Source organism: Burkholderia sp. ABCPW 11, assembly GCF_001523445.1.
In the GTDB taxonomy this organism is placed as follows: domain Bacteria; phylum Pseudomonadota; class Gammaproteobacteria; order Burkholderiales; family Burkholderiaceae; genus Burkholderia.
Genome location: NZ_LOVM01000046.1, coordinates 316,912 through 339,512, shown reverse-complemented (window position 1 = coordinate 339,512; position 22,601 = coordinate 316,912). Strand labels below are relative to the sequence as shown.

Sequence of the window (22,601 nt, the reverse complement as noted above, 5' to 3'; positions counted from 1 at the left end):
GCTTTCACTCCTGCGTCTTCAGCACCGTATGCGTGAAGCCGTTCGCCGCCTGCGCAACCGACAGGCTCAACTGGTATTCCGAAATCGTGGTGGTTGCCGTCCACTGGAAATCCATCGCCTTCACCATCGTCATCAGCGGATCGCTGCGGCTGTCCGCCATCGACGTCAGCATCTCGCTGCGGTGCTTGTCGATGTTCGCGTACCGCGCGTCGAGATCGTTGCCGTACGTGCGCAACCGCTCGACGAGCGACGACTGGTCCGCCTGCGCGGGCGTCATCTGCACGGCCGGCGCCGCATCCACCGGCGCGCGCGACATCGCGACGCCCGACGAAGACGGCGGAGCGGCCGGTGACGCGCCCGGCTGCATCAGCGCATCGAACTGGCGCACCTGCGCCGGATCGGACGTCGCACCCGTTTGCTGCGCGGCACTCGCGAGCGCGGCTGCGCCCGGCGGCGCCGCGCCTACGCCTGTTACCGACATGATCGTGTCCTCCTTGACCGGCAGAGCCGGGAACGGGCCGGCCGGCACGCGCCCACGCCACACCGGGCGCCCGTCACGGGCGGCCCCGGCATCCGGCGTCGCGCGGCACGGCCGGCGACCGGCGTCACGCGCGGCCGGCGGAACTCAGGTGTTGCGCAACCTGGGCATTCGCCGTCCCCTCCTGCGCGGTCACTGCGTTGCTGGTTTCGAACGTCGCAGTCGATTGCTGAACCTGGAAGTTGATCTTCGTCAGTTCGAGCTGCGTCTTGGTCAGGTCGTCGGCCTGCTTCTGCACGTCGCCCGTGTTGGTCACACCACCTGCTGCCGAGGTACCCATGCTTCGCTCCTTTACGTGAACCACACTCCACATTCCGGCGGCGGCCCCATGCCCCGCCGGCGACGTGACGCGCCGCATGCGCGCGGCGTGTCGCGTAATGCGCGCATCGCGCGACGCGATGCGCCGATCCTGTCGCGACCCTAGTGCGTCGCGCCGTTCGATGCGCCGGCCGCCGTCGCCGGCGCATCGGGCAACAGCGTCGGCCCCGGCACCGGCTGCGCGACGCCCGCCGCCGCGCCGCTCGCGAGCGGTGCGACGGGCGGCGCCGGCGCCTGCTCGGGCGCGCTCGCCGACGCGCCGCCGAGCGGCATCGTGATGCGCTGGCCGTTGCGCTCGAACACCACGGCGTCCGGCCCGATCGATACGACGGTCGCCCCCTCCTTCAGCCGTGCGCCTTCGAAATAGCGGCTGCCGTCGACCGTCTCGATGTAGCGCTGGTCGCCGTCGCCGGCGAACACGGTCGTGATCTCCGGAATGCCGGCCGTGCCGCCGAGCGTCGTCGCCGTGCGCGGCGCGGCCGCATCGGCATCGCGCACGTGATCGACCACCTCGAGCGCCGGGCGGGCGTCCTTCATGTAGTTGCGGATGCGCGGCTCGATCTGCGCGCGCGCGGCCGTGCCCGTCAGCTCGATCCGCCCGCGGCCGAGATACGTGACCGTCAGCGCCGTGTCGCTGAAATAGGTCTGCGCGGTCGCCACGAGATCGCTGACCACGTAGATGTTGCCCAGCGCCGCGTTGTCGACGCCCGCGACGATCTGCGCGACGCGCTCGCGCGCGGCCGGGTCGCTCACGTAGCCCGACACGATCACGCCGTCGTCGCGCGGCGCGACGGCCAGCTCCGGATACGCGTGCAGCAACTGCTGCAGCCGGTGCGTGCGCGCGAGCACCGATTCGTGCTGCCACGGCAGCCGCCCCGACCACGCGACGAAGCCGTAGCCGAGCGCGCCGAGCAGCACGCCCAGCCACAGCGCGACCAGCGCGATCACGAGCCGCCTGCTGCCGAGGCGGCGCAGCCCGCCCGTGAGCCAGCCGAGCCACGCGGCCTCGCGCGCGGCGTCCGGCGCATCGGTTTCGTCGGGCACCGCGACGCTCGCCTGCGCATGCCGCGCGATGCCGAGCCGGATCGAGCCGACCGTCACGACGTCGTTCGGCGTCAGCGAGCGGCGCCCGGTGCCGAGCGGCTCGTCGTTGAACAGCACCGGCGCGCCCGTGTCGCCGCCATGGTTCTGCACCGTCACCGCGAGCGCGCCGACCTGCAGGCACACCTGTTTCGCGCCGATCTCGCGATCGGGCAGGATCACTTCGCAATCGGCCGCCGTGCCGACCCAGTTCGCGCCGCGCGCGAGCGACATCGTGCGGCCGTACATCGGCCCGCTCAGGAAGCACAGGTTCCACGGCGACGCGAGCGCGGCCGAGCCGGCCCCTGCGCCTCCCGCGCCGCCGGGCAATGCGCCTTCGCCGTGCGGTTCAATGATGCTCGTCGACATGCGTGACCACTCCTGCGGTCGTCGCCGGCTGCGCCGCCGCATCCGGCGGCGGCGGCAAAGCGGGCGGACCGAACTTCGTGCCGGGCAGCGGCTTCGGCGTCAGCGGGACGGCGATGTCGTTGTCCGGCGGGCGATACATCGACATCCCTTCCTGGTTCGCCGGACCGTCGACGCCGGGGTTCACGGGCGCGCCGTCCGGTGCATACATCGATGCGGTCGTCACCACGCGCGGCGTCAGCAGATAGAACCGCTCCATGTGATTGCCCGACTTGTCGGTGTACTTGAACAGGTTGCCGATCAGCGGGATGTCGGACAGCCACGGCACGCCGCTCTTGTTCAGCCGCACCTCGTCGTCGTTGAAACCGGCGATCAAGAGGCTCTTGCCTTCGTCGATCATCGTCTTGGTGACGATGTTGCGCTGCTGGATCACCGGCACGTTCGACACCGCCTGTCCCGGCACGATATTGCCGTCCTGGATGTCGATCGACATCATCACGCTCTGCGGATTGCCCGAGACGGCCGCCGCATTGCGGATCGCCTCGTCGACGATCATCGGCGTCACCTTGATGCTCGTGCCGGTCGTCACGCTGTACAGCGACGAATCCTGGTAGCCCGGCACCTGCACGTAGAACTGCGTGAGGTTCTCGAGGATCGCCTCGGTGTTGTCGAGCGCGAGCACCTTCGGCTTCGAACGCAGCTGCGCCTGGCCTTTCTGCGCGAGCGCGTTCACGCGCGTGAGCAGGTAATTGCGCAGCGAGCCGCCGATCGACGCGGTCAGCGCGATGCCGGTCGGCATGAAGGTGCCGGTCGACCCGGTTTCGGACGCGCCGACGCCGAACGTGAGCGGCGGATTGCCGGCGCCGTTGTACTGCGTGTTGCCGTTCAACGGGTTCGCGCCGTTGCCGATCTGCACGTCGCCGTGCGTCGTATGCAGGCGCCAGTCGATCCCGAGGCTGTCGAGCGAATCCTCGTTGATGTCGATGATCGTCACGTTGATCTCGACGATGCGCGGCCGCTCGTCGAGCTGGCCGATCAGCGACTGGTAGCGGTACATGTTCTCCGGCAGGTCGCGCACGATCACCGCGTTGATCGCCGGATCGGCGACGATCTGCGGCAGCGTGTCGCCGCCGCCGTTGTTCGAGAACGGCGAGAATCCGCCGCCCAGGCTGCTGTCCGCACCGCCGTAACCGCCCTGCCGCGGGCCGCCGGAAATATCGGGGAAATCGAGCCGCGGCACCGCGATCGTCAGCCCCGAGCCGAGCTTCACCTGCCGCGCAGCCTGCCCGAGCGGCGTGCTCGACGGCGCCGCGGTCGTGCCGCCGCCCTTGCCGAACAGCCTGCGCAGGATCGTCGCGACGCCCGGCACCGTCACCTCCTTGCCCGAGCGGTTGATCGTGAAGTCCGACGCCCAGCCGTATTTCAGCCGGAACGCGCGAATGTCCGCATGCGCGCCGTTCGCCGACGGATCGCCGACCGAGCCGACCGCCTGTCGCACCAGCTCGACATAGCGGCGCGGGCCGGCCACGTACACGCTGTTCGCACGGTCGTTGATCACCAGCGTGTAGCGCTTGTCCGGAATCTGCATCGCCTGCAGCGCGCGGCCGATTTCGCCGGATGCGTTCGGCGGGATCGGGATCATCTGCGTCTGCGACTGGTCGGCCGGATCGACGTACAGGAACGAGCCGTCGTAGTACCACGTGAGCCCGTAGGTCGAGCAGATCGTGTCGAGCGTCTGCTGCGGCGTGCCGGAGAAGCGGCCGCTGATCACGCCGTCGACCTTCGGGTCGACCACCGCCGTCACCCCCTGCGACGACGCGAGCTCGCGGATGAAGTCGCCGATCTTCTTGCCGTTCGCGACGATCGTGAACGGCTTGTTGCGCCAGCGCAGGTCCGCGGCGCGCGCATGCTGCGCGGGCGCCATGCACAGCGACGCCGTGAGCAGCGCGGTCGCGCACACGGCGAGCGCGGCCCGTTGCAGGCTGCGCGGTTGAAACCGGATCGAGGCGACGCGTCGACGCATCAAAGGACTCCTGTGGAAGAAACGAACATGCGTTCCAGCGCCTGCTGCGCGAAGCGCAGCACTTCGCCGCCGAGCCAGCCCGACAGCAGCACGAGCGCGACCATCACGGCGATCAGCCGCACCGCGATGCCGATATTGGCGTCCTGCACCTGCGTGACGGCCTGCAGGATCGCGACGACGAGGCCCGTGACGGTCGCGATCAGCACGATCGGCAGCGACAGCAGCAGCACCAGCATCAGCGCCTGGCGCGTCAGGTCGAGGATCGTCGAGCTCGTCATTGCACGGCCCCCGGCGCGCGCACGTCGGCGCCCGCGCCGACCGTGCCGTCGTCCGGCGGGTTCTTCACCCAGCCGACCGTATGCAACTGCACGTCCTCCTCGACTTCCTGGTACGACAGCACCGCGAGTTCGGGCAGCACCGGCTGCAGGATCGTCTTCACGTAGCGGCGCGCGCCGAGCGCGACCATCACCGCGAGCCGCGCGGCGCCCGGCGCGTTGCCGTGGCTGCCGGGGCCGGCCGCCTGCGCGGCCTGCACGATCGCGCGCACCTGCTCGCCGATGTCCTGCTTGACCGCGCTCGACAGCGCGAGGAAATTACCCTGCTTGGTGCGCATCACCGCGCTCTCGATCCGTTCCTGCAGGTTCTGCTCGAACAGCACGACCCGCAACTGGCGCGCCGTGCCCGCGTGACGATCGGTGATCATCCGGCGCAGGTCGACGCGCACGAGTTCGACCAGCGCGATCACGTCGTCGGGCTCGTTCGGCGCCCACGTGATCAGGCTCTCGAAAATCACGCGCAAATTGCGGATCGGCACCTGCTCGGCGAGCAGCCGGCGCAGCACCTCGGTCACGCGTTGCAGCGGCACGAGCCGCGTCAGTTCGCCCACGAGTTCCGGATGATCGCGGCGCACCAGATGCACGAGCGCCTGCGTCTCCTGGATGCCGAGCAGTTCGTCCGCATGCTGGCGCACGATCTGCTCGACGTGCGCGGCCAGCGCGCCCTCGCTCGACAGCCACTTGCCGTCCGGCGCCGCGCCGTCCGGCTTGATCCACAGCGCGGTCGCGAACGGGCCGAACGCCTCAGCCGGCTGGCGCTCCGCGCGCTCGGGCAGCGGCGCGACGCCGTCCCACAGCAGCCAGCCCGGCTTCAGCGCGCCGTGCGCGACGAGCACGTCCTGCAGGTAGATCCGGTACGTGCCGGCCGGCGCCCCCTCGTCGTCGTTCAGCGTGATGCGCGGAAACACCGTGCCGATGTCCGCGTCGACGCGCGCTTTCGCGCTCGACAACGCCGCCTGCAGTTGCGCGAGGTTCAGGCCCGTGCGCAGGTCGTCGGACAGCGACACCGCGATCAGCGACGTGACACCCGCCGCATGCGACACCTTCGCGGGCTGGCCGTCGTCGGCCGCGCCGACGCGCCCCGCGACGTGAATCAGGTTGAAGCTCGGCGAGGACGTCTTGCGCTTGAGCTGCGAGAACGCGAAGACGCCGAGGCCGAGCGCGATCAGCGCGAACGACCATTTCGGAAAACCGGGCACGACGAGAAAACCGGTCAGCACGAACGCGGCGATCAGCAACGCACGCGGGTGCGCGCCCAATTGCTCGCCGAGCTGTTCGCCGAGCTGGCGCTGCCGCGCATCGCGCGTCGCGACGCGCGTCGTCACGATGCCCGCCGCGATCGACACGAGCAGCGACGGAATCTGCGACGCCATCCCGTCGCCGACCGTCAGGATCGCGTAACGCTGCAGCGCCTCGCCGATGTCCATCCCGTGCATCAGCGTACCGACCGCGATCCCCGCGACGATGTTGATGAACGCGATCACGAGGCCCGCGATCGCGTCGCCCTTCACGAACTTCATCGCGCCGTCCATCGCGCCGTGCATCTGCGATTCCTGCTCCAGCTTCTCGCGGCGCTCACGGGCTTCGTCGGCGCTGATGATGCCCGCGCGCAGGTCGGCGTCGATGCTCATCTGCTTGCCCGGCATCGCGTCGAGCGAGAAGCGCGCGCCGACTTCGGCCACCCGCTCCGACCCTTTCGCGATCACGATGAACTGCACGACCGCGATCACGAGGAACACCACGCCGCCCACCACCACGTTGTTGCCGACCACCAGCCGCCCGAACGCATCGATCACGTGGCCGGCGTTCGCGTGCAGCAGGATCAGCTTGCACGACGCGATGTTCAGCGCGAGCCGGAACAGCGTCGTAAACAGCAGCAGCGCGGGAAACGACGAGAAGCTGACCGCGGACGGCACGTAGGTCGACACCGTCAGCAACACGACGCTCGCCGCGAGATTCAGCGAGATCATCCCGTCGAGCGCGGCCTGCGGCAGCGGCAGGATGAACAGCGCGACGACCGCGACGATGAAGGTCGCGAGAAACAGGTCGGCGCGCGGCGAGGCGCCTCCGAGGCGCCGTCCGGACACGCCGCGGCCGGCGGAAAACCACCGCTGCCAGTCGCGGGAGAGCGCCTTCGGTTCAGCCATCGTGCCGTTGTCCTGTCGTTGTCGCCGGCTGGCACGGGCAACCCTTCCCCGTGCTGCGCGGACCGTTGAATGGGACGAGTGTAGCGACGGGAAACGGCGGAAAAAGAAGCGCGCCTCGTAGCGCGAAAGCGCGTTTTCCTCAGACGATCGAATCGGACTACGAAACCCGGCGGCCCGCTCGGGCACGTGCCGCCGGAACCGCTTCCATCGCGCGCCGGGGGCCGGCGCGCGCCTGCGACGGGCGTCGGATCAGGACGGCAGCCGCCGCGCGGCGAGGTACGCGAGCTGCGCGCGGTTCTGCACGTTGAAGAGCTTTTCCAGCGAGCGAATGTGGTGCCCGACCTTGTGCAGCGACGTACGCAGCGCGCTCGCGATCTCCTGGTCGGACAGCCCGTGCACGAGCCGGTCGAGCACCTGCTGCTGCTCGTCGCCGAGCGCGAAGCCGCGCATGCGCGCGACCCGCGCCTCGAGGAACGGCAGCGCGACGCGATGCACGGCAAGACTGACCGACAGCGCGCCGCCGATCACGCGATCGTCGATCCAGTCGGTGCCGTGCGTTTCCGACGTCACGTTCACCGCGACGCGCAGGTCGAGGTGCGGCGCCGACAGGCTGAAGATCACGCCGCTGTTCATCGCATGCGCGCGCAGATGGCCGGCGAGCGCGAGCACCTTGCGGTCGCCGCTGCCCTGCGCGGCTGCTTCGATCTCGTCGAGCCGCCACGCGACCGGGAAGCCGCTCTGCCGCACCTGCGCGAAGCGCGGATCGCTTTCGTACAGCATCCCCTCGATGAACGGCTGCATGAACGTCGCCGGCGCGAGGTCGCGCAGCAGATGCGCGCGCAGAATGCGCCGCCCGATCATTTCGTACGCGCCGTAACCGAGCGTACTGAATCCGATTTGCCGCAATCGCGCATGGCATTGCGCGAAATCGAATGACGCGAGGTCGCTTTTACCGGACGTTATTTGAATACCGGTAAAAACGTCGCGCTCGATTGCATGATATTCGTTCGAATAAGCGGCAGCGGCCGCTATATCGGCTTGTGAGAACCACTCGACGCGTGGTGCGCCGTCAGCATATGTCATGAGGAGCCCGCCCCTTTCCCAATATGTGAAACTGCGCCCCGTCACGATCTGGTCTTTTCTTTATGATTTTCTGGTCGTCGCCATAGGCGTGCGAATATGAACCTTTCGCCGCCATTCGTATTACGGCATATTACGCACACACCGGCATTTTTGTACAATGCCCCCGCGTTTCGTCAGGGATGACGATCGGCGCATATCACAACGATGCTCGGTCGCACCGCCGCGAATGCCGTACACGATACGGCCGCCGCCAGGCGATGCGCGTCGATTCCGAGGGATGGCTCATGTCCGATATTGCATTGCATGAAGAAGCGGTCGCCCCAACCACCTTGTCCCGCTCGTCGCGCGGATCGCACGCAAGCGCGGACGCGCTGCGCGAGCGCCCCGTGCAGGTCGTCTGGTGCGACGACGTGAAAGGCGGCGACGTCGCGCAGCCGCACGCGCCGAAGCTCGGCGTCGCCGATACGCTCGCGCACGCGCAGAGCACGGCCGAGCGCAACCGGATCGTCGCGAGCCTGCTGCATCTGACGGGCTTCTCGACGTTCGCGTACTTCGCGCTCGAATTCACGCGCGAGCGCGTCGAAAGTCTTTACCTGCACGAAGCGTTCACGCCGGCCACCTATCGCGGCGACTACGTGCGTCACAACCATCACGACGTCGATCCGCGCACGCTCGGCGCGCGCGTGTGCAACATGCCGATCGTGTGGGACCTGCAGCAATTGCGCCGCGAACACCGCGAGCGCGACGACGCGCCCTGCGTGAGCCCGGCCGCGCTCGACGGCTTCCTGCAGACGATGCAGGACGACGGGATGTGCAGCGGCATCATGTATTCGATGGCCGTGCCGGGCACGCGGCTGCACGCGTTCATGAGCTTCACCGCGCCGCGCCGCACGCGCGAATGGATCACGCCGGCGACGATCGAGCAGGCACTGTCGATCGGGCTGTCGGTACACAAGTTCGCGTCGCCTCAACTGATCTCGACGTCGCGCGAGCGCGCGGTCAACGGGCTCACGCCGTTCGAGCAGGAGCTGCTGCTCGGCATCGCCGAAGGTGCGTCCGACAAGGAAATCGGCCGGCGTCTCGACACCAGCGCGCACAACGTCGACTATCACCTGCGCAAGCTGCGCAAGCGCTTCGGCGTCGCGAACCGGATCCAGCTCACGTACCTGACGTCGAAGCTCGAGCTGATCTGAGCACGGGCGCGGCGCGGGCGCCGCTTCGCGCAACCGGGCGCGCATACGCACATGCCGGCCTCGCGGGCCGGCATGCATGGGTTGCGGCGCCGGGTCCGGCGCCGCGTCCTGTCAGACGGGCTGCATTACTTCAGCAACGTCATCTGAACGACCTTCACGATCACGAGACCGACCGCGATCACCAGATAGCCGCGCAGCACGGCCATCCAGATCCGCGTCACGAGCGTCATGTTCTGCGGCTCGAGCGTGTCGAGCGGCGGCATGCGCCACGTGTCGCGCAGCGAACGGTCGACGGCCGGCTCGACGACGCGCTTGTGGCGGCGAATCAGCACCGTCGCGAGATAGCCGGCGATGGCGAGCACGGTGCCGCCCACCAGCACGTCGACGATCGCCTCCCCGCTGATGTCCGGATACATCACCGACGCGGTCAGGATGATCGACAGCAGCACCAGCACCCAGATCACCGCGCCCGTGAACACGTTGAGCTTCGTCGAGTTGACCCACGGCCCCAGCACCTGGCGATCGTTGCACAGCACCAGCAGGAACACCGTCGCGCTCGGCAGCAACACACCGGCCAGCGTCTGCACGGCTTCGGTCAGCAGCCCGAGCGGGCTGCCCGGGATCAGCACGAGCGTGGCCGCGGCCGCGACGATGCCGAAATAGACGAGATAGAAGCCCTTCGCGTCGGTCACGCCGCGGTGCAGCGAGTGGCGGATCTTGAACACGTCGCCGATCGCGTACGCGGTCGACAGCGACACGGCCGCCGCGCCGATGATGCATGCGTCGAGCAAGGCGACCGCGAACAGCGTCGCGCTCGTGCGGCCCGCATACTTCTCGAGGCCCGCGATGACGCCGCCCGCGTCGGTGAAGTTGCCGGCTTCCGGATGGCCGCCGAACAGCGCCGAGCTGAAGCCGATCATCGCGACCGCGCCCACCAGCACGAACGCGATGCCGATCCACAAGTCGGCCTTTTCATATTTCATGAAGCGCGGCGTGATGCGCTTGTCGATCACGTAGCTCTGCTGGAAGAACAATTGCCATGGCGCGACCGTCGTGCCGACGATGCCGATCACGAGCAGCATCACGTCGGACAGCTTCGCGTGCGCGGGCCAGTTCGGCACGAAGAAATCGCGCGTCATCTGCGCGACGGGCGGGTGGATCGAGACGAGCACCGGCACGAGCAGCAGGCTCAGCACGCACAGCCCGATCGCGAACCGCTCGAAGCGCCGGAAATCGCCGGTACTGACCGCGGCCATCGTCAGCGCGGCGGCGACACACACGCCGGCCACCTTCGGCAATCCGAAGAAATCCAGCACGAACGTGATGCCGATGAACTCGGTGACGATGGTCAGCGCGTTGAGCAGGAACAGGTCGATCACGCTGAACGCGCCCCAGAACTTGCCGAAGCGCTCGAAGATCAGGCGCGCATGGCCAACGCCCGTGACCGCGCCGAGGCGCAGCACCATTTCCTGGTTCACGTAGAGCACCGGCACGAGCAGCAGCAGGGTCCACAGCAGCGTCGTGCCGTAGTTCTGGCCGGCCTGCGTATAGGTGCCGAATGCGCCGGCGTCGTTGTCGCCGACCATCACGATCAGGCCCGGGCCGATGATCGCGAGCAGCGTGCGCAGGCGCGCCCACCACGTGCCGCGCGCGCCGGTGTCGTGGTGCGCGATCGTGCCGAGCGCACCGCGAATGTCGCCCAGATGGGCTTCGTCGAGCACGGCGCCGCGATCGGCCGCGATCGGTGGAGAGACGTTGGATGGCGTGGACATGATGTATTCCGTACGGCTAAGGGTTGTTCGATAAGCGTGTGACCTTGGAATGCGCACGCGGCGTCCGCCCTCGGGCGGCTGCGCGTGCGCATGCCGAGGCGCGCTCGGCGTTTCTTCTCAGTGGATCAACGATTTCAGCTGGTTCAGCAGGCGGGCGAACACCCGCGGACGGGCATCGAGCGTCAGCATCGCGTCGTAGTGGTGGCGCGATTCCGTGACGTGCGGAAAGTTCGACAGCAGAAGGCCGAAGTTCATGGTCTGGCTCCGTGCGGCGACGGCAGGCGTGCCGGCCGCGTCGTGGGCGCGGGGCCAGTCCGGGGCCTGAACGACGTGTCAGGCTAGTCGGCCGGATTGTCCCCGCGACCCGGGTTCGAAAGGGTCTGCGTATGCAACGGGCATAAGGGACAACTGTCACTGTCGTTCATGGCGGCTCCTGTGCGGTGTTCCGGGGAACACGGTTGACCGCCGTCCGGCTTGCGGGCCGGCATTCGCGCGCCCGGAGAACGGATGCGCGAACGCGGCCGCCTGCCGGGCGGCGGTGAAACCGGGCAACGCATGCGAAAACGCATCACGCTAACCGGCGCGAATCAGGGTGCACGTAGGGAGTGGCTGCGAAGTACTGCTGCGCGCACCGTTTGCCCGGGAGACAAACGGCGGCTTCGATGAGGCGCGGACGTCGGTCGCTCAGGCGGAAATTTCGTTCGAAGATCGACTACTGCAGGCGTCCAAGGCGGCGGCCCCAAGAGTGAAGATGGCGGATTCTATGGACCGCCCGAAAGTGAAGTCAACCCCTCGAAACCCCATTTTTCGAAATAAATTTCCCGCCCGCCGCGATTGAAAGATTTCGTCCTGAAATAACGTTCCGAAACCTTTCAGTGCCGTCATGAGGCGGCCACGCGCCGATGCGTGCGAGCAACGGCCCGGCACCCCGCCGCGCATCCTTTTCGCCATCGGCGGGCGGCCGCGCGGCGGCGCCGCTGCGCCGCCACGCTCGCACCACACAGCGCATCTTTCGTGCGTTTTTTACTTGCGCCGCAGCAAAAGTCGCGACTACAATCCGCCCCAATTCATCACGGGAGACCCTCCGTGGACACATGCTCTAGTTGTAGTTCGATGCCGGTCCAGGCCGGCCAAGCCATCGCGAGATAGCAGCCAGACGCATGTCTTTTGCCGCTAGCTCGCACTCGTCGGGTTAGCGCGCCTCCAGCCGGGCCGGCCATCGCCGGTTCGTCAGTCGCACGCTCCGCCATGTTCCATCCTCCGATCGCAGGCCGCGTCACGCACCCGCGCTCGATCACGTCGCCCGGCGTTCGCCGGACGCAACGGAGGCAGCGTCATGTTCTTTCAATCGTTCGCGGTCAGACTCAAGCGCATCGTGCGCGTCGCGTGCAACCGCTCGTTTTCCGGCCGCGCATCGTTCGCCCGGGCATTCGGCCACTGGCGCGGCCGGGCGCTCGCCCATACACCGGCGCCGCGCCCGCTCGACTGCCTGCTCATCGCCGCGACGGCGACCGCGGTCGCGCTCGCCGCGCTGCTGTGCTCGGTCGCGCCCCGCGTCGGCTTCGCGCACGTGTGGCGCGTCGGCGGCTGGCTGCCGTAAGCCCTTCTCCGCGCGGGCCGTCTCGTCGCATGCCCCCGCATCCCGTTCCCGTTTCCTCAGCTTAACTAATCAAACTGCCAACGGAACCCAAATGAAGAACCCGCTCTCACCCATCCCGCGCAAGCTTCGCGCCGATGCGCTCGCTGCGCTGCTGCTGTCGCTCGCCGCCACCTCCGCATTCGCACAAGCAGCGTCCGCCGCCGCCGAACCGGCGGCCGGCGCGGGCGACGCTACCGCCCCCACGCAACAGGCCGCCGATGCTGCCGCGCCCGCGCCCACCGGCCTCTGGGAACGCTCGAACCTGCTCGGCAACATGGGCGGCCTGCGTGACGTGCTCGACGAGCACGGCGTCACGCTGAGCCTGCAGGAAACCAGCGAGTATCTGTACAACACGTCCGGCGGCACGGGTCGCGGCGGCGCGTACCAGGGGCTCACGCAATTCGGTTTCGACGTCGATACCGGCAAGGCGATCGGCCTGCCGGGCGGCACGTTCAACGTGTCGGGGCTGCAGATCCACGGCACCAACCTCACGCAGCGCTACCTGCAGACGTTGCAGACCGCGACCGGCATCGAGGCCAATTCGACCACCCGCCTGTGGGAACTCTGGTACCAGCAGTCGCTGCTCGACGGCAAGGTCGACGTGAAAGTCGGCCAGCAGAGCGTCGACCAGGAATTCATGGTAAGCCAGAATGCGGCGACATTCATGAACGCGACGTTCGGCTGGCCCGTGCTGCCGTCCACCGACCTGCCGTCCGGCGGCCCCGCGTATCCGCTGTCGTCGCTCGGCGTGCGGCTGCGCATGAAACCGGCCGACGCGTGGACCGCGATGGTCGGCGTGTTCGACGGCAACCCGGCCGGCCGCGCCGACGGCGACGCGCAGGTGCTGAACGCGCATGGCACCAACTTCAACCTGCGCAGCGGCGCATTCGTGATCGGCGAAGTGCAGTACGCGCTGAACGCGCCGCCCGCCGATCCGAAGGCCCCGCAACCGGCGGGCCTGCCCGGCACGTACAAACTCGGCTTCTGGTATCACTCGCAGCATGCGAACGATCCGCGCTACGGCGCCGACGGGTTGTCGCTCGCCGATCCGGCGAGCAACGGCACCCCTGCCACGCATCGCGGCAACTACGGCTTTTATGCGGTCGCGGATCAGATGGTGTGGCGGCCGTCCGCCGACAGCCCGCGCTCGGTCGGCGTGTTCGCGCGCGTGATGGGCTCGCCGGGCGATCGCAATGTCGTCGATTTCGCCGCCAATGCCGGCGTGACGCTGAAGGCGCCGTTCGCCGGACGCGACAACGACGTCGCCGGCATCGCGATCGGCTACGCGAAGATCGGCTCGCATGCGCGTGGCCTCGACGGCGACACCGGCGCGTACACGACGCCCGGCTATCCGGTGCGCCGCGCGGAGACGGTCGTCGAGGCGACCTATCAGTACCAGGTCGCTCCATGGTGGCAAGTGCAGGCCGACCTGCAGCACTTCTTCCGCCCGGGCGGCGGCATCCCGAACCCGAACGCGGCCGGCGCGCGCATCGGCGACGAAACGGTGGTCGGCGTGCGCACGACGATCACATTCTGACGCCCGCCGCATGAAAACACGGGCCGGACGGCCGCTTGCGCGACGGTCCGGCCCGTGCGGTTGCCTGCCGTGCAAGCACACGGCCCGCCCGCGGCTTACCCGCGGTGCATTACTCGCCGTACAGCCCCAGCAGCTTCAGCGTGACGCCGTTGGTCCAGCCGAAGCCGTCCTGCAACGGATATTCGCCGCCCCCGCCGCCGCCCGTGCCGGTGCCCTCGACCACGTATTTCTCGACGAGCTTGCCTTCGGTCGCGTACACGTGCTTCACGTCGGACAGGAAACGCGTGCCGATGTCCTTCGCGAGCGCCGGCTCGCCGTAACGGCGCAGCCCGTCGATCGCGATCCACTGCAGCGGCGCCCAGCCGTTCGGCGCATCCCACTGCTGGCCCGTGTTCTCGGTCGTCGTCGCGAGGCCGCCCGGCTGCAGCAGCGTCTTGCGCACTTCGCGCGCGGTCGCCTTCGCGCGCTCCGGCCACGCGACGCCCGCGAACAGCGGATACAGCGCGGCCGCCGTCACCCCGTCGCGCGGCTTGCGCAACTGCCAGTCATAGTCGCCGTAATAGCCGCGACGGTTCCACAGGTAATGATTGATCGCGGCCGCACGCCGCGCCGCGCGCCCTGAAAAATCGGCCACGCAGGCGATGTCGCGCGTGATCGCGCAGCCCTTCACGATCGTCGTCTCGAGATGGAACATCAGGCTGTTCAGGTCGACCGGAACGATCGAGGTCGTGCGGATCGTCGCGAGCGTCTTGCCGTCGCCGAACCAGCGCGAGCTGTAGTCCCAGCCGCTTTCGGCGCCCGCGCGCAGGTCGCGGTACACCTCGTTCGCCGGACGGGACGGCACCGATTTCGCGGTGGTCACGTCCTCGAGATACGACTCGTCGCGCGGCGTGTCGCTCGCATCCCAGTAGCGGTTCAGCACGGCGCCGTCGGGCATCGCGACCACGTTGCGCGCCGCCTGCCCGCGCGGCGTCGTGGTTTCCCCCTGCATCCAGTACGCATGCTCCTTGCGCAGCGCCGGCAGGTATTTCTGGTAGACCTTGTCGCCTTCGGCCTGCGCGGCGAGCGTGACCATGTAAGCGAAGAACGGCGGCTGCGAACGGCTCGCGTAGTACGTGCGGTTGCCGTTCGGGATGTGCCCGATCGTATCGATCAGGTATGCGAAGTTGTCGAGCATGTCGTCGACGAGATCCTCGCGCCCCGACACCTGCAGCCCGAGCATCGTGAAATAGGTATCCCAGTAGTAGCCTTCGCGGAAACGGCCACCCGGCACGACGTACGGCTTCGGCATGGGAATCAGCGAACTGTACGGGGGCGCCGTGACGCTCGTGCGCGTGAGCTGCGGCCACAACCAGTCGATATGCTGGCGCAGCGTCTGATTCGGCGGCGGCGTCACGCCGCCTTCCGGGGGCGGCGTGAAATGCTGGTCGACGAACGCCTTCAGCGAGAAGCCCGGCTGCGATTTCTGTTGCTGATACAACTGCACGATCGTCGCGGGATCGGTATCGGGCGTGGCGTCGACGAAGGTCTTCTGGTCGGGGTAGAGCTGCGCGGTCTGCACCGCGACGAACAGGTCGCCGTAGAGCTGGCTCGGCGGCGGCAGCAGCGTGCCCGACGCGGGAGCGGGAGCGGCTGCGGTGGTGGCAGGCATCGCGGACTGGCTGGCCGCTTGCGCGGCGGCCTGGTTCGCATTGTCGGCCTGCGCGGCGCAACCGGCGACGGCGAGATAGGCGATGGCCAGTGCGGCAGCCCAGCGCAGACGCGGCGCGGGCGGTGACTGGCGCGACGGGAAGCGAGATGCAAGCGGTGCGGCACGACGTGACGTCATGGCGTGTCCCCTCCTTTCGATGGTGAGTGGATCGGCACGAGGTCTCGTTCGCGCGCGCGTTCGTCTCGATGGCCTTCGATCGATACGCGTCATGTTGTGGAGCGAATGGGTGCGACTGTCGCACGAAACATGCATATCAAGCAAGTTTCGATTCGCGCGACTCCCGGAGATAGCCGCGCACCGCCCGCCACGCGCGCGCGTCGAGCGCATCCGCATCGGTCTCGCCGCGCGCGCCCGCCGCGTCGACGATGCCTTTCACGATCGCGAGCAGATCGTGCGCGACGACGTCGGGCGCGGCGACGCGCGGCGCATCCCGCAACCCGAGCGCATGCAGCAACGTCGCGTGGATGCGGTCCGCGACGCGCGCGGTGCGCGCGCCGAGCGGCAACCGCGCCTCCTCGAAATCGATCAGCCGCGCGAGCGCCGGCCGGCGCATCTGGTGCGCGACGGCCCCGCGCACCAGCGTGCGCAGCACGTCGTCGCAGGACGACAGCGCGGCCGCCCGCTCGACGTCGTCGAGCAGATGCGCGCTCTCGCGCTCGACGAGCGCAGCGGTCAGCGCATCGCGGTTCGGGAAATATTGGTAGAGCGAGCCGATACTCACGCCGGCCAGCGCGGCGACGGCGTTCGTCGTGTAACCGTCGAAGCCGTCGCGCTCGAGAATGCGAGCGGCAGCCTCGACGATCGCATCGACGGTGGCCACCGAGCGGCGCTGGCGCGGCGCCTTGCGCGGCGAAAGCGGAATGCGCGACGACGATTCGGACATGGCGGGAGGCGGGCTTGAATATGAGCAATCGCTCATATTTTATGAACGTCCTGCCGCTCCGTCAAAAGGCATCGATCCGGCCGGCCAACGTCGATCCACTCGTCGCATTCGAGCGCCAACGCGCGGTCGACGCGCCGTGCGACACACCGTTCGGCGATCACTGCGTCGACGTCCAGCCCGGCATCGAAAACGCGCCCACGCTCCGCTGCGGCGACACTGCGTTGTTCGTGCCAGGCAGCGCATCGCTCGCACATGCGCAGTCGTCCCTTCGCCGCCATCCTCCGGAAAAGACGACTGTTGCAACATGCGGAACAACTGTTGTCGCACGTGACGCAACGGTCACATTGTGGGCATAATGACGCCTTTACCGCGCGCCCAGCCCATGTCGCCCGTCTTTCTAGCACCGCTCATCGTTGCCTGTGCGTTGTTCATGGAAAGCGTCGACGCGAACATCATCGTCACCGCACTGCCTGCGATGGCGAGGGACTTCGGGCACAACCCCGTCACCCTGAACATCGCGATCACGGCCTACGTGGTCGGTCTCGGCGTGTTCATTCCGATCTGCGGCTGGCTCGCCGACCGCTTCAGCGCGCGCGCCGTGTTCCGCACCGCGATCGGCATCTTCGTCGTCGGCTCGCTGATGTGCGCGGCGTCCAACTCCCTCGGCGTGCTCACGTTCGCACGCTTCATACAGGGCGTCGGCGGCGCGATGATGGTGCCGGTCGGCCGCATCATCATCTTCCGCGCGGTGCCGCGCTCCGATCTCGTGCGCGCGATGAACTACCTCGCGATTCCCGCGCTGTTCGGGCCCACGGTCGGGCCGCTCGTCGGCGGCTTCATCACGACCTACCTGCACTGGCGGATGATCTTCTTCATCAACGTGCCGATCGGCCTCTACGGGATCTACCTCGCGAGCAAGCACATCGCGAACACGCACGAGCCCGACCCGGGCCCGCTCGACTGGTTCGGCTTCCTGCTGTCGGCGAGCGGCGCCGCGCTGCTGCTGATGGGCCTCACGTTGATCGACGGTTCGCTCACGTCGCGCTCGAACGCCATCGCCATGTGCGCGGCCGGCGCCGCGATGCTCGCGCTGTACGTGCCGTACGCGCGCCGCAAGGAGCGCCCGGTGCTCGACCTCAGTTTCCTGAAGATCCCGACGTATCACGCGAGCGTCGTGGGCGGCTCGCTGTTCCGCATCGGGCTCGGCGCGGTGCCGTTCCTGCTGCCGCTCGCGCTGCAGGAAGGGCTCGGCATGAGCGCGTTCCACTCGGGGCTCATCACGTGCGCGTCCGCGCTCGGCGGCGCGGTCAGCCGCTCGACCGCCACGCATACGCTGCGCCGCTTCGGTTTTCGCACGGTGCTGATCTACAACGCGGCATTCGCGGGCCTGGCGATCGCCGCGTACGGCGTGTTCCATCCCGGCATGGCGACGTGGGCGATCTGGCTGATCGTGCTCGTCGGCGGCATCTTCCCCGCGCTGCAGTTCACGAGCCTGAATTCGATGATCTACGCGGACATCTCGCCGCGCGACGCGGGCCGCGCGACGAGCCTCGGCAGCGTCGTGCAGCAGATGTCGCTGGGCCTCGGCGTGACGGTGGCCGGCCTCGTACTGCACGTGTCGCACTGGCTCCAGGGCCATCAGGCGATGGTGTGGTCGGATTTCTGGCCCGCGTTCCTGGTGGTCGGGCTGTGCTCGTTCGCGTCGATTCCGATCACGCGGCGGCTGCCGCCCGGCGCCGGCGACGAAGTCGCGCGCGGCAAGCGGCAATGAGCGGCATCAAGCGGCCGGCGCGGCGGCATGACCTGTCGCGCAGCAACGGACGCCAAACCGGAAAAACAAAAAAATCAGCGGACATCCACACGGGGCCGGTGCACAGCCGCATGGATGTCCGCTCAGGGCTCCGGGGCTCCCGATGGGGGTTGGGAATCCCGGATTCGCTTCCTGCGTGCCATGGACATATGTGCGTCGGAAGCGGAATCGTTGCGCGCATTTGTCGTCGCGCCATGAACTGCACTATAGGGAAACTTGCAAAACGCATCTGTCAACCATTGTCAGACGCGTTGCGGCCGCGCGTCGCACGCGCGCGCCGCTTTCGCGCTAAAGTGGTTCCCGATCGCCACCCTCGACCGTCCTTCCGATGCTCACGCTCTCGCCCGCCGCCGCCCGCGCACTGCATCTCGCCGCCCAGGGCCTGCTCACGCCGCCGCGCCGCAAGGCGACCAAGTCCGACGTGCTCGATACGATCCGCCGGATGGCGCAGTTGCAGATCGACACCATCCACGTCGTCGCGCGCAGCCCTTATCTCGTGCTGTTCAGCCGTCTCGGCGATTTCTCGCCGCACTGGCTCGACGAACATCTCGCCGAGGCGCGCCTGTTCGAATACTGGTCGCACGAAGCGTGTTTCCTGCCGATCGAGCAATTCGGGCTGATGCGCTACAAGATGCTCGATCCGTCGGGGATGGGCTGGAAATATGCGGCCGAATGGCACGCGCAGAATCGTCCGGAGATCGAACGGCTGCTTGCGCGGATTCGCGAGGAAGGCCCGGTGCGGTCAGCCGATTTCGCGCGCGAGGACGGCGTGAAGGGCAACGGCTGGTGGGATCGCAAGCCGGAAAAGCGTCACCTGGAAGTGCTGTTCACGACGGGCGAGCTGATGGTGTCGGAGCGCCGCAATTTCCAGCGCGTGTACGACGTGCGCGAACGCGTGCTGCCGGACTGGGACGATACGCGCGACCTGCCGCCGCGCGAGGCCGTACTGCCCGCGCTGCTCGACTACACGTGTCGCGCGCTCGGCGTCGTGCGCGCGGACTGGGTGGCCGACTACTATCGGCTGCCGCGCCGTTCGTACCGCGCGGAACTCGAGCGGCTCGCCGAGGCCGGCGACCTGATTCCGGTGCAGATCGACGACTGGAAGGAGCCGGCCTACGTACATCGCTCGCTCGATGCGCTGCTGCCGGCGGCGGCGGCCGATACGCTGCGCTCGACGGTTACGACGCTGCTGTCGCCGTTCGACCCGGTCGTGTGGGATCGCCGGCGCGCGTCGACGCTGTTCGGTTTCGATTACACGATCGAGTGCTATACGCCCGCGCACAAGCGGCGCTACGGCTATTTCTGCCTGCCCGTGCTGCATCGCGGCCGGCTGGTGGGCCGCGTCGACGCGAAAGCGCACCGCACGCTCGGCACGTTCGAGCTGAAAGCCGTGCACGTCGAGCCGGGCGTGCGGTTCGGCACCGGGCTCGCGACCGATGTTGCAAAGGCCGTGAAGAAACTCGCGGCGTGGCACGGCACGCCGGAGGTGACGGTCAGGCATGCACCGCCGGAACTGGTGAAGGCCCTCGCCGGTACGTAACGCGCGTACGCTCGCTCACGCAACCGGCCTACCTTGCGGCGCGCGCCGCCGGCCGCGGATCAGTCGCGCAGCTTGCGAAAACGCGGCGTGCCGTCTTCGAGATTGCCGTTGAACATCGCCTCCGGCCGCACCCACAGCCCGCGCGCATGCGGCCACAGATGCTCGTAGACGACCACCGATTCCTCGGTTTCGGAGTGGCGCGCAACGCCGATGTAGCGGTACAGGCCGCCCTTGTAGTGGCGGTGCGTCGCGAGCTGTTCGGCTTCCTGTTCGGTCATGGTGGCTTCTCTTCGGCAAAAACGGAAAGCGCGTATTGTATGCGCTGCGCCGCCCGTCAGCGTTTCGTGTAGATGTCGGGGCGGCGGATCTCCATCAGCCGCTCGGGATTCGCGGGCGGACCGAAACCGACCGGCCGATAGAGTTCGTGCGCGTCGGTCGTGACGAGCATGATGCGGCGCAGCCGCTGCACCATCTCCTGCGCGAATACATGGTCGATCAGTGCGCGGCCGTAGCCGTTGCCGCGTTCGGCCGGCAACACGAACACGTCGCACAGATACGCGAACGTCGCGTGATCGGTGACGAGCCGCGCGAACCCGACGAGCCGGTCGCCGACGTACGCGCCGAAGCACAGCGAGCCCTCGATCGCCCGCTCGACCACGTCGCGCGGAATGCCCTGCGACCAGTACGCGTCGCGATGCAGGAATTCGAAGATCGCGTCGATGTCGAGTTCGCGCTTGTCGGTGGAAAATCTGAGCGTGGCGGGAGTGGCAGCGGGCACGTCTGTTCTCCGGTGCGAGGGGCGGAAGGCGGAGCATCGACGATACCGCGCCGTGGGGTGCGGAACAAGGGGCACCAGTGTCCGCCGTGGACGAACAGCCGCACTGCTCATCCTCGATTCGGCGACAATGGCATCCGCCGATAAACCGAGACGCTGCTTCATGACCTACCGCCTCGTCGCCTTCGACTTCGACGGCACGCTCGCCGATTCGCTCGACAGTTTTCTCGCCGCGCTGTCGGAGGCGTCGCGCCTGCACGGCTTTCGCGACGCCACGCCCGAACTGCGCCCGGCGCTGCGCGGCATGTCGGCGCGCGACATCGTCCGCGCGCTCGAGGTGCCGATGTGGAAAGTGCCGCGCGTGACGATCGACATGCGCCGCCTGATGCGGTCGCGCGTCGCGCACGTGCGGCTGTTCCCCGGGGTCGACGAAACGTTCGACGCGCTCGCCGCGCGCGGCATCCGCATCGCGATCGCCACGTCGAATACCGAGGAGATCGTGCGTGACCGGCTCGGCCCGCGCGCCGGCGCGCGCGTCGACCATTTCGCCTGCGGCATTCCGCTGTTCGGCAAGGCGCGCCGTCTGCGCGCGCTCGTTCGCGAGGCCGGCGTGCGCGCCGACGAAGTGCTGTACGTCGGCGACGAAATCCGCGACGCAGACGCGGCACGGCATGCACGTATCGCCTTTCAGGGTGTCGCGTGGGGCTACACGGCACCCGACGCGTTGCAGGCACATTGCGCGACGCCGTTGCTGCCGCGCCTCGATGCGCTGCTCGATCGCGTGTAACGCTTCACGCACGCCACGCCCTCACGCAGCCCACTCGCCCGATGCGCGGCCATCGCGACGGCCACGGCTGCGACGCCATCACGCCGATGAATTGCAGATGACACGCACGCGCATCTCATGCATTGCATGCGCCACGCGCGCGCAAAAATTGCCATCGCCGCATGCGCATCAGGTACTCGCTACCGGGCTGCACGCATGCCCCTCGATTCGTCTTACCAACCGTTACACAAACCACAGCACGGTTGCACCTGCTACCCGAGCGCTCTCCTAGAATCAGTCGGGCCGGACAACCCACTTCGACCGGCGCCGCGGCAGAGCGGCGGTCGACTCCGGCCCGGGCGCGCCCGGTCTCTCGCACAGCGACGGATCGCACGATCCGTTTTTCAACCAGAGCCCCGATCGAAAGGAGGTCCCATGAACCGCTTTCCCCATATTTCGCGCCTTGCCTTGTCTGCCGCTGGCCTGCTTCTCGTCGCCGTGACGGCGACCGCGCAAACCGCGCAACCGGCGCCCGGCGCGTCCGCTGCGCCGGCCGCGACCGCGACGCGCATTCACGAAGCCGACCAGGCCTTCATCACGGACGGCACGAAGACCGTGTCGACCCAGCACGACGCGGCACGCATCGCCGATTCGCGCACGTCGGACAGCCAGGTCAAGGCGTTCGCGCAACGCGTGTCGACCGACGATGCAAAGATCATCCAGGCGATGCGCGCGGCAAGCCCGCGCGGCGTCGACGTGCCGGCCAACGACCCGGACACGACCGTGCTGAACAGCATCAAGAGCCTGCGCGGCGCCGAGTTCGACAAGGCCTATATCGAACAGGTCGCGCTCGCCGGCCAGCAGAAGGCGATCTCGGCGTTCCAGGCCGAAATCGCGTCGGGCCGCGACACCAAGCTGAAGGAAGTCGCACGCCAGGCGCTGCCGATCCTGCAGGCGCACTACGCGGACGCGCAGAAGCTCGCGCAGCGTCATCACCTCGCATCGGCGCAGTAAGGCGATGCAGCGCCGCGCATCGTGCGCGGCGCACCGTTTCCTCCGCCGTCGCGCTGCCGCCTCCCCTGCCG

21 protein-coding genes are annotated in these 22,601 nt (G+C 68.1%); 8 read left to right on the top strand and 13 right to left on the bottom strand.

Annotated elements, in window-relative coordinates:
• Positions 1-4 precede the first annotated feature (4 nt).
• From WS61_RS19755 to WS61_RS19725, 7 genes are all read right to left on the bottom strand, one after another.
• Complete coding sequence (locus WS61_RS19755) at positions 5-481, bottom strand: hypothetical protein (protein WP_059502599.1); 477 nt, start codon at positions 479-481, stop codon at positions 5-7.
• A 124-nt stretch (positions 482-605) separates the two neighbouring features.
• Positions 606-818 carry a hypothetical protein gene (locus WS61_RS19750; protein WP_006480857.1) on the bottom strand — a complete coding sequence of 71 codons (213 nt, stop codon included), beginning with the start codon at positions 816-818 and terminating at the stop codon, positions 606-608.
• A 140-nt stretch (positions 819-958) separates the two neighbouring features.
• Positions 959-2,305, bottom strand: a complete 1,347-nt coding sequence (gene sctD / locus WS61_RS19745) for a type III secretion system inner membrane ring subunit SctD (RefSeq protein ID WP_059502597.1) — start codon at positions 2,303-2,305, stop codon at positions 959-961.
• Positions 2,286-4,325, bottom strand: coding sequence for a type III secretion system outer membrane ring subunit SctC (sctC, locus tag WS61_RS19740; protein ID WP_059502595.1), 2,040 nt, complete (start codon positions 4,323-4,325; stop codon positions 2,286-2,288). The genes sctD and sctC overlap by 20 nt, the downstream gene beginning before the upstream one ends.
• Entirely contained in the window at positions 4,325-4,603 is a 279-nt protein-coding gene (gene sctS, locus WS61_RS19735; protein ID WP_006480854.1) for a type III secretion system export apparatus subunit SctS, read from the bottom strand. Before sctS ends, sctC begins: the two co-directional genes overlap by 1 nt.
• Complete coding sequence (gene sctV, locus WS61_RS19730) at positions 4,600-6,807, bottom strand: type III secretion system export apparatus subunit SctV (RefSeq protein WP_059502593.1); 2,208 nt, start codon at positions 6,805-6,807, stop codon at positions 4,600-4,602. The genes sctS and sctV overlap by 4 nt, the downstream gene beginning before the upstream one ends.
• Before the next feature lie 249 nt (positions 6,808-7,056).
• On the bottom strand, positions 7,057-7,890 hold the full coding sequence (locus WS61_RS19725; RefSeq protein ID WP_059502591.1) for an autoinducer binding domain-containing protein: 834 nt from the start codon (positions 7,888-7,890) through the stop codon (positions 7,057-7,059).
• A gap of 284 nt (positions 7,891-8,174) precedes the next feature.
• On the opposite strand from WS61_RS19725, the gene WS61_RS19720 reads away from it, so the two are divergent.
• Positions 8,175-9,083, top strand: coding sequence for a LuxR family transcriptional regulator (locus WS61_RS19720; protein ID WP_059502801.1), 909 nt, complete (start codon positions 8,175-8,177; stop codon positions 9,081-9,083).
• A gap of 125 nt (positions 9,084-9,208) precedes the next feature.
• Here the strand turns inward: WS61_RS19720 and WS61_RS19715 are convergent, their stop codons facing one another.
• Together WS61_RS19715 and WS61_RS35260 are read right to left on the bottom strand one after the other, a co-directional pair.
• A complete protein-coding gene (locus WS61_RS19715; RefSeq protein ID WP_059502588.1) occupies positions 9,209-10,855 on the bottom strand; it encodes an Nramp family divalent metal transporter in 1,647 nt (548 codons plus the stop codon).
• A 117-nt stretch (positions 10,856-10,972) separates the two neighbouring features.
• On the bottom strand, positions 10,973-11,110 hold the full coding sequence (locus WS61_RS35260; protein WP_179949692.1) for a hypothetical protein: 138 nt from the start codon (positions 11,108-11,110) through the stop codon (positions 10,973-10,975).
• Between the two features lie 1,081 nt (positions 11,111-12,191).
• Between WS61_RS35260 and WS61_RS19710 the strand changes: the two genes are divergently transcribed.
• Positions 12,192-12,455 (top strand): hypothetical protein, encoded by a 264-nt coding sequence (locus WS61_RS19710; RefSeq protein WP_059502586.1) that lies wholly within the window; start codon positions 12,192-12,194, stop codon positions 12,453-12,455.
• A gap of 91 nt (positions 12,456-12,546) precedes the next feature.
• On the top strand, positions 12,547-14,031 hold the full coding sequence (locus WS61_RS19705) for a carbohydrate porin (protein ID WP_059502584.1): 1,485 nt from the start codon (positions 12,547-12,549) through the stop codon (positions 14,029-14,031).
• Between the two features lie 109 nt (positions 14,032-14,140).
• On the opposite strand, the gene treA is transcribed toward WS61_RS19705, so the two are convergent.
• Both treA and WS61_RS19695 read right to left on the bottom strand, forming a co-directional pair.
• A complete protein-coding gene (gene treA, locus WS61_RS19700; protein WP_059502582.1) occupies positions 14,141-15,859 on the bottom strand; it encodes an alpha,alpha-trehalase TreA in 1,719 nt (572 codons plus the stop codon).
• Positions 15,860-15,995: 136 nt separating this feature from the next.
• Positions 15,996-16,625 (bottom strand): TetR/AcrR family transcriptional regulator, encoded by a 630-nt coding sequence (locus WS61_RS19695; protein WP_059502580.1) that lies wholly within the window; start codon positions 16,623-16,625, stop codon positions 15,996-15,998.
• Between the two features lie 14 nt (positions 16,626-16,639).
• Here WS61_RS19695 and WS61_RS19690 point away from each other — a divergent pair, with 14 nt between their 5' ends.
• From WS61_RS19690 to WS61_RS19680, 3 genes are all read left to right on the top strand, one after another.
• The gene (locus WS61_RS19690; RefSeq protein WP_157692756.1) at positions 16,640-16,981 is read left to right on the top strand and encodes a hypothetical protein; all 342 of its coding nucleotides are present in this window, start codon (positions 16,640-16,642) and stop codon (positions 16,979-16,981) included.
• 26 nt (positions 16,982-17,007) lie between these two features.
• The gene (locus WS61_RS19685) at positions 17,008-18,396 is read left to right on the top strand and encodes an MFS transporter (RefSeq protein WP_059502578.1); all 1,389 of its coding nucleotides are present in this window, start codon (positions 17,008-17,010) and stop codon (positions 18,394-18,396) included.
• A gap of 367 nt (positions 18,397-18,763) precedes the next feature.
• A complete protein-coding gene (locus tag WS61_RS19680) occupies positions 18,764-19,975 on the top strand; it encodes a winged helix-turn-helix domain-containing protein (RefSeq protein WP_059502575.1) in 1,212 nt (403 codons plus the stop codon).
• Between the two features lie 59 nt (positions 19,976-20,034).
• On the opposite strand, the gene WS61_RS19675 is transcribed toward WS61_RS19680, so the two are convergent.
• Positions 20,035-20,253: a DUF1653 domain-containing protein gene (locus WS61_RS19675; RefSeq protein WP_006480837.1), complete on the bottom strand. Its 219-nt coding sequence runs from the start codon at positions 20,251-20,253 to the stop codon at positions 20,035-20,037.
• A gap of 56 nt (positions 20,254-20,309) precedes the next feature.
• Entirely contained in the window at positions 20,310-20,753 is a 444-nt protein-coding gene (locus tag WS61_RS19670; protein WP_059502573.1) for a GNAT family N-acetyltransferase, read from the bottom strand.
• A 160-nt stretch (positions 20,754-20,913) separates the two neighbouring features.
• On the opposite strand from WS61_RS19670, the gene WS61_RS19665 reads away from it, so the two are divergent.
• Both WS61_RS19665 and WS61_RS19660 read left to right on the top strand, forming a co-directional pair.
• Positions 20,914-21,537 (top strand): HAD hydrolase-like protein, encoded by a 624-nt coding sequence (locus tag WS61_RS19665; protein ID WP_059502571.1) that lies wholly within the window; start codon positions 20,914-20,916, stop codon positions 21,535-21,537.
• Positions 21,538-21,951: 414 nt separating this feature from the next.
• Positions 21,952-22,530: a DUF4142 domain-containing protein gene (locus WS61_RS19660; protein WP_027781136.1), complete on the top strand. Its 579-nt coding sequence runs from the start codon at positions 21,952-21,954 to the stop codon at positions 22,528-22,530.
• The last annotated feature ends 71 nt before the right edge of the window (positions 22,531-22,601 follow it).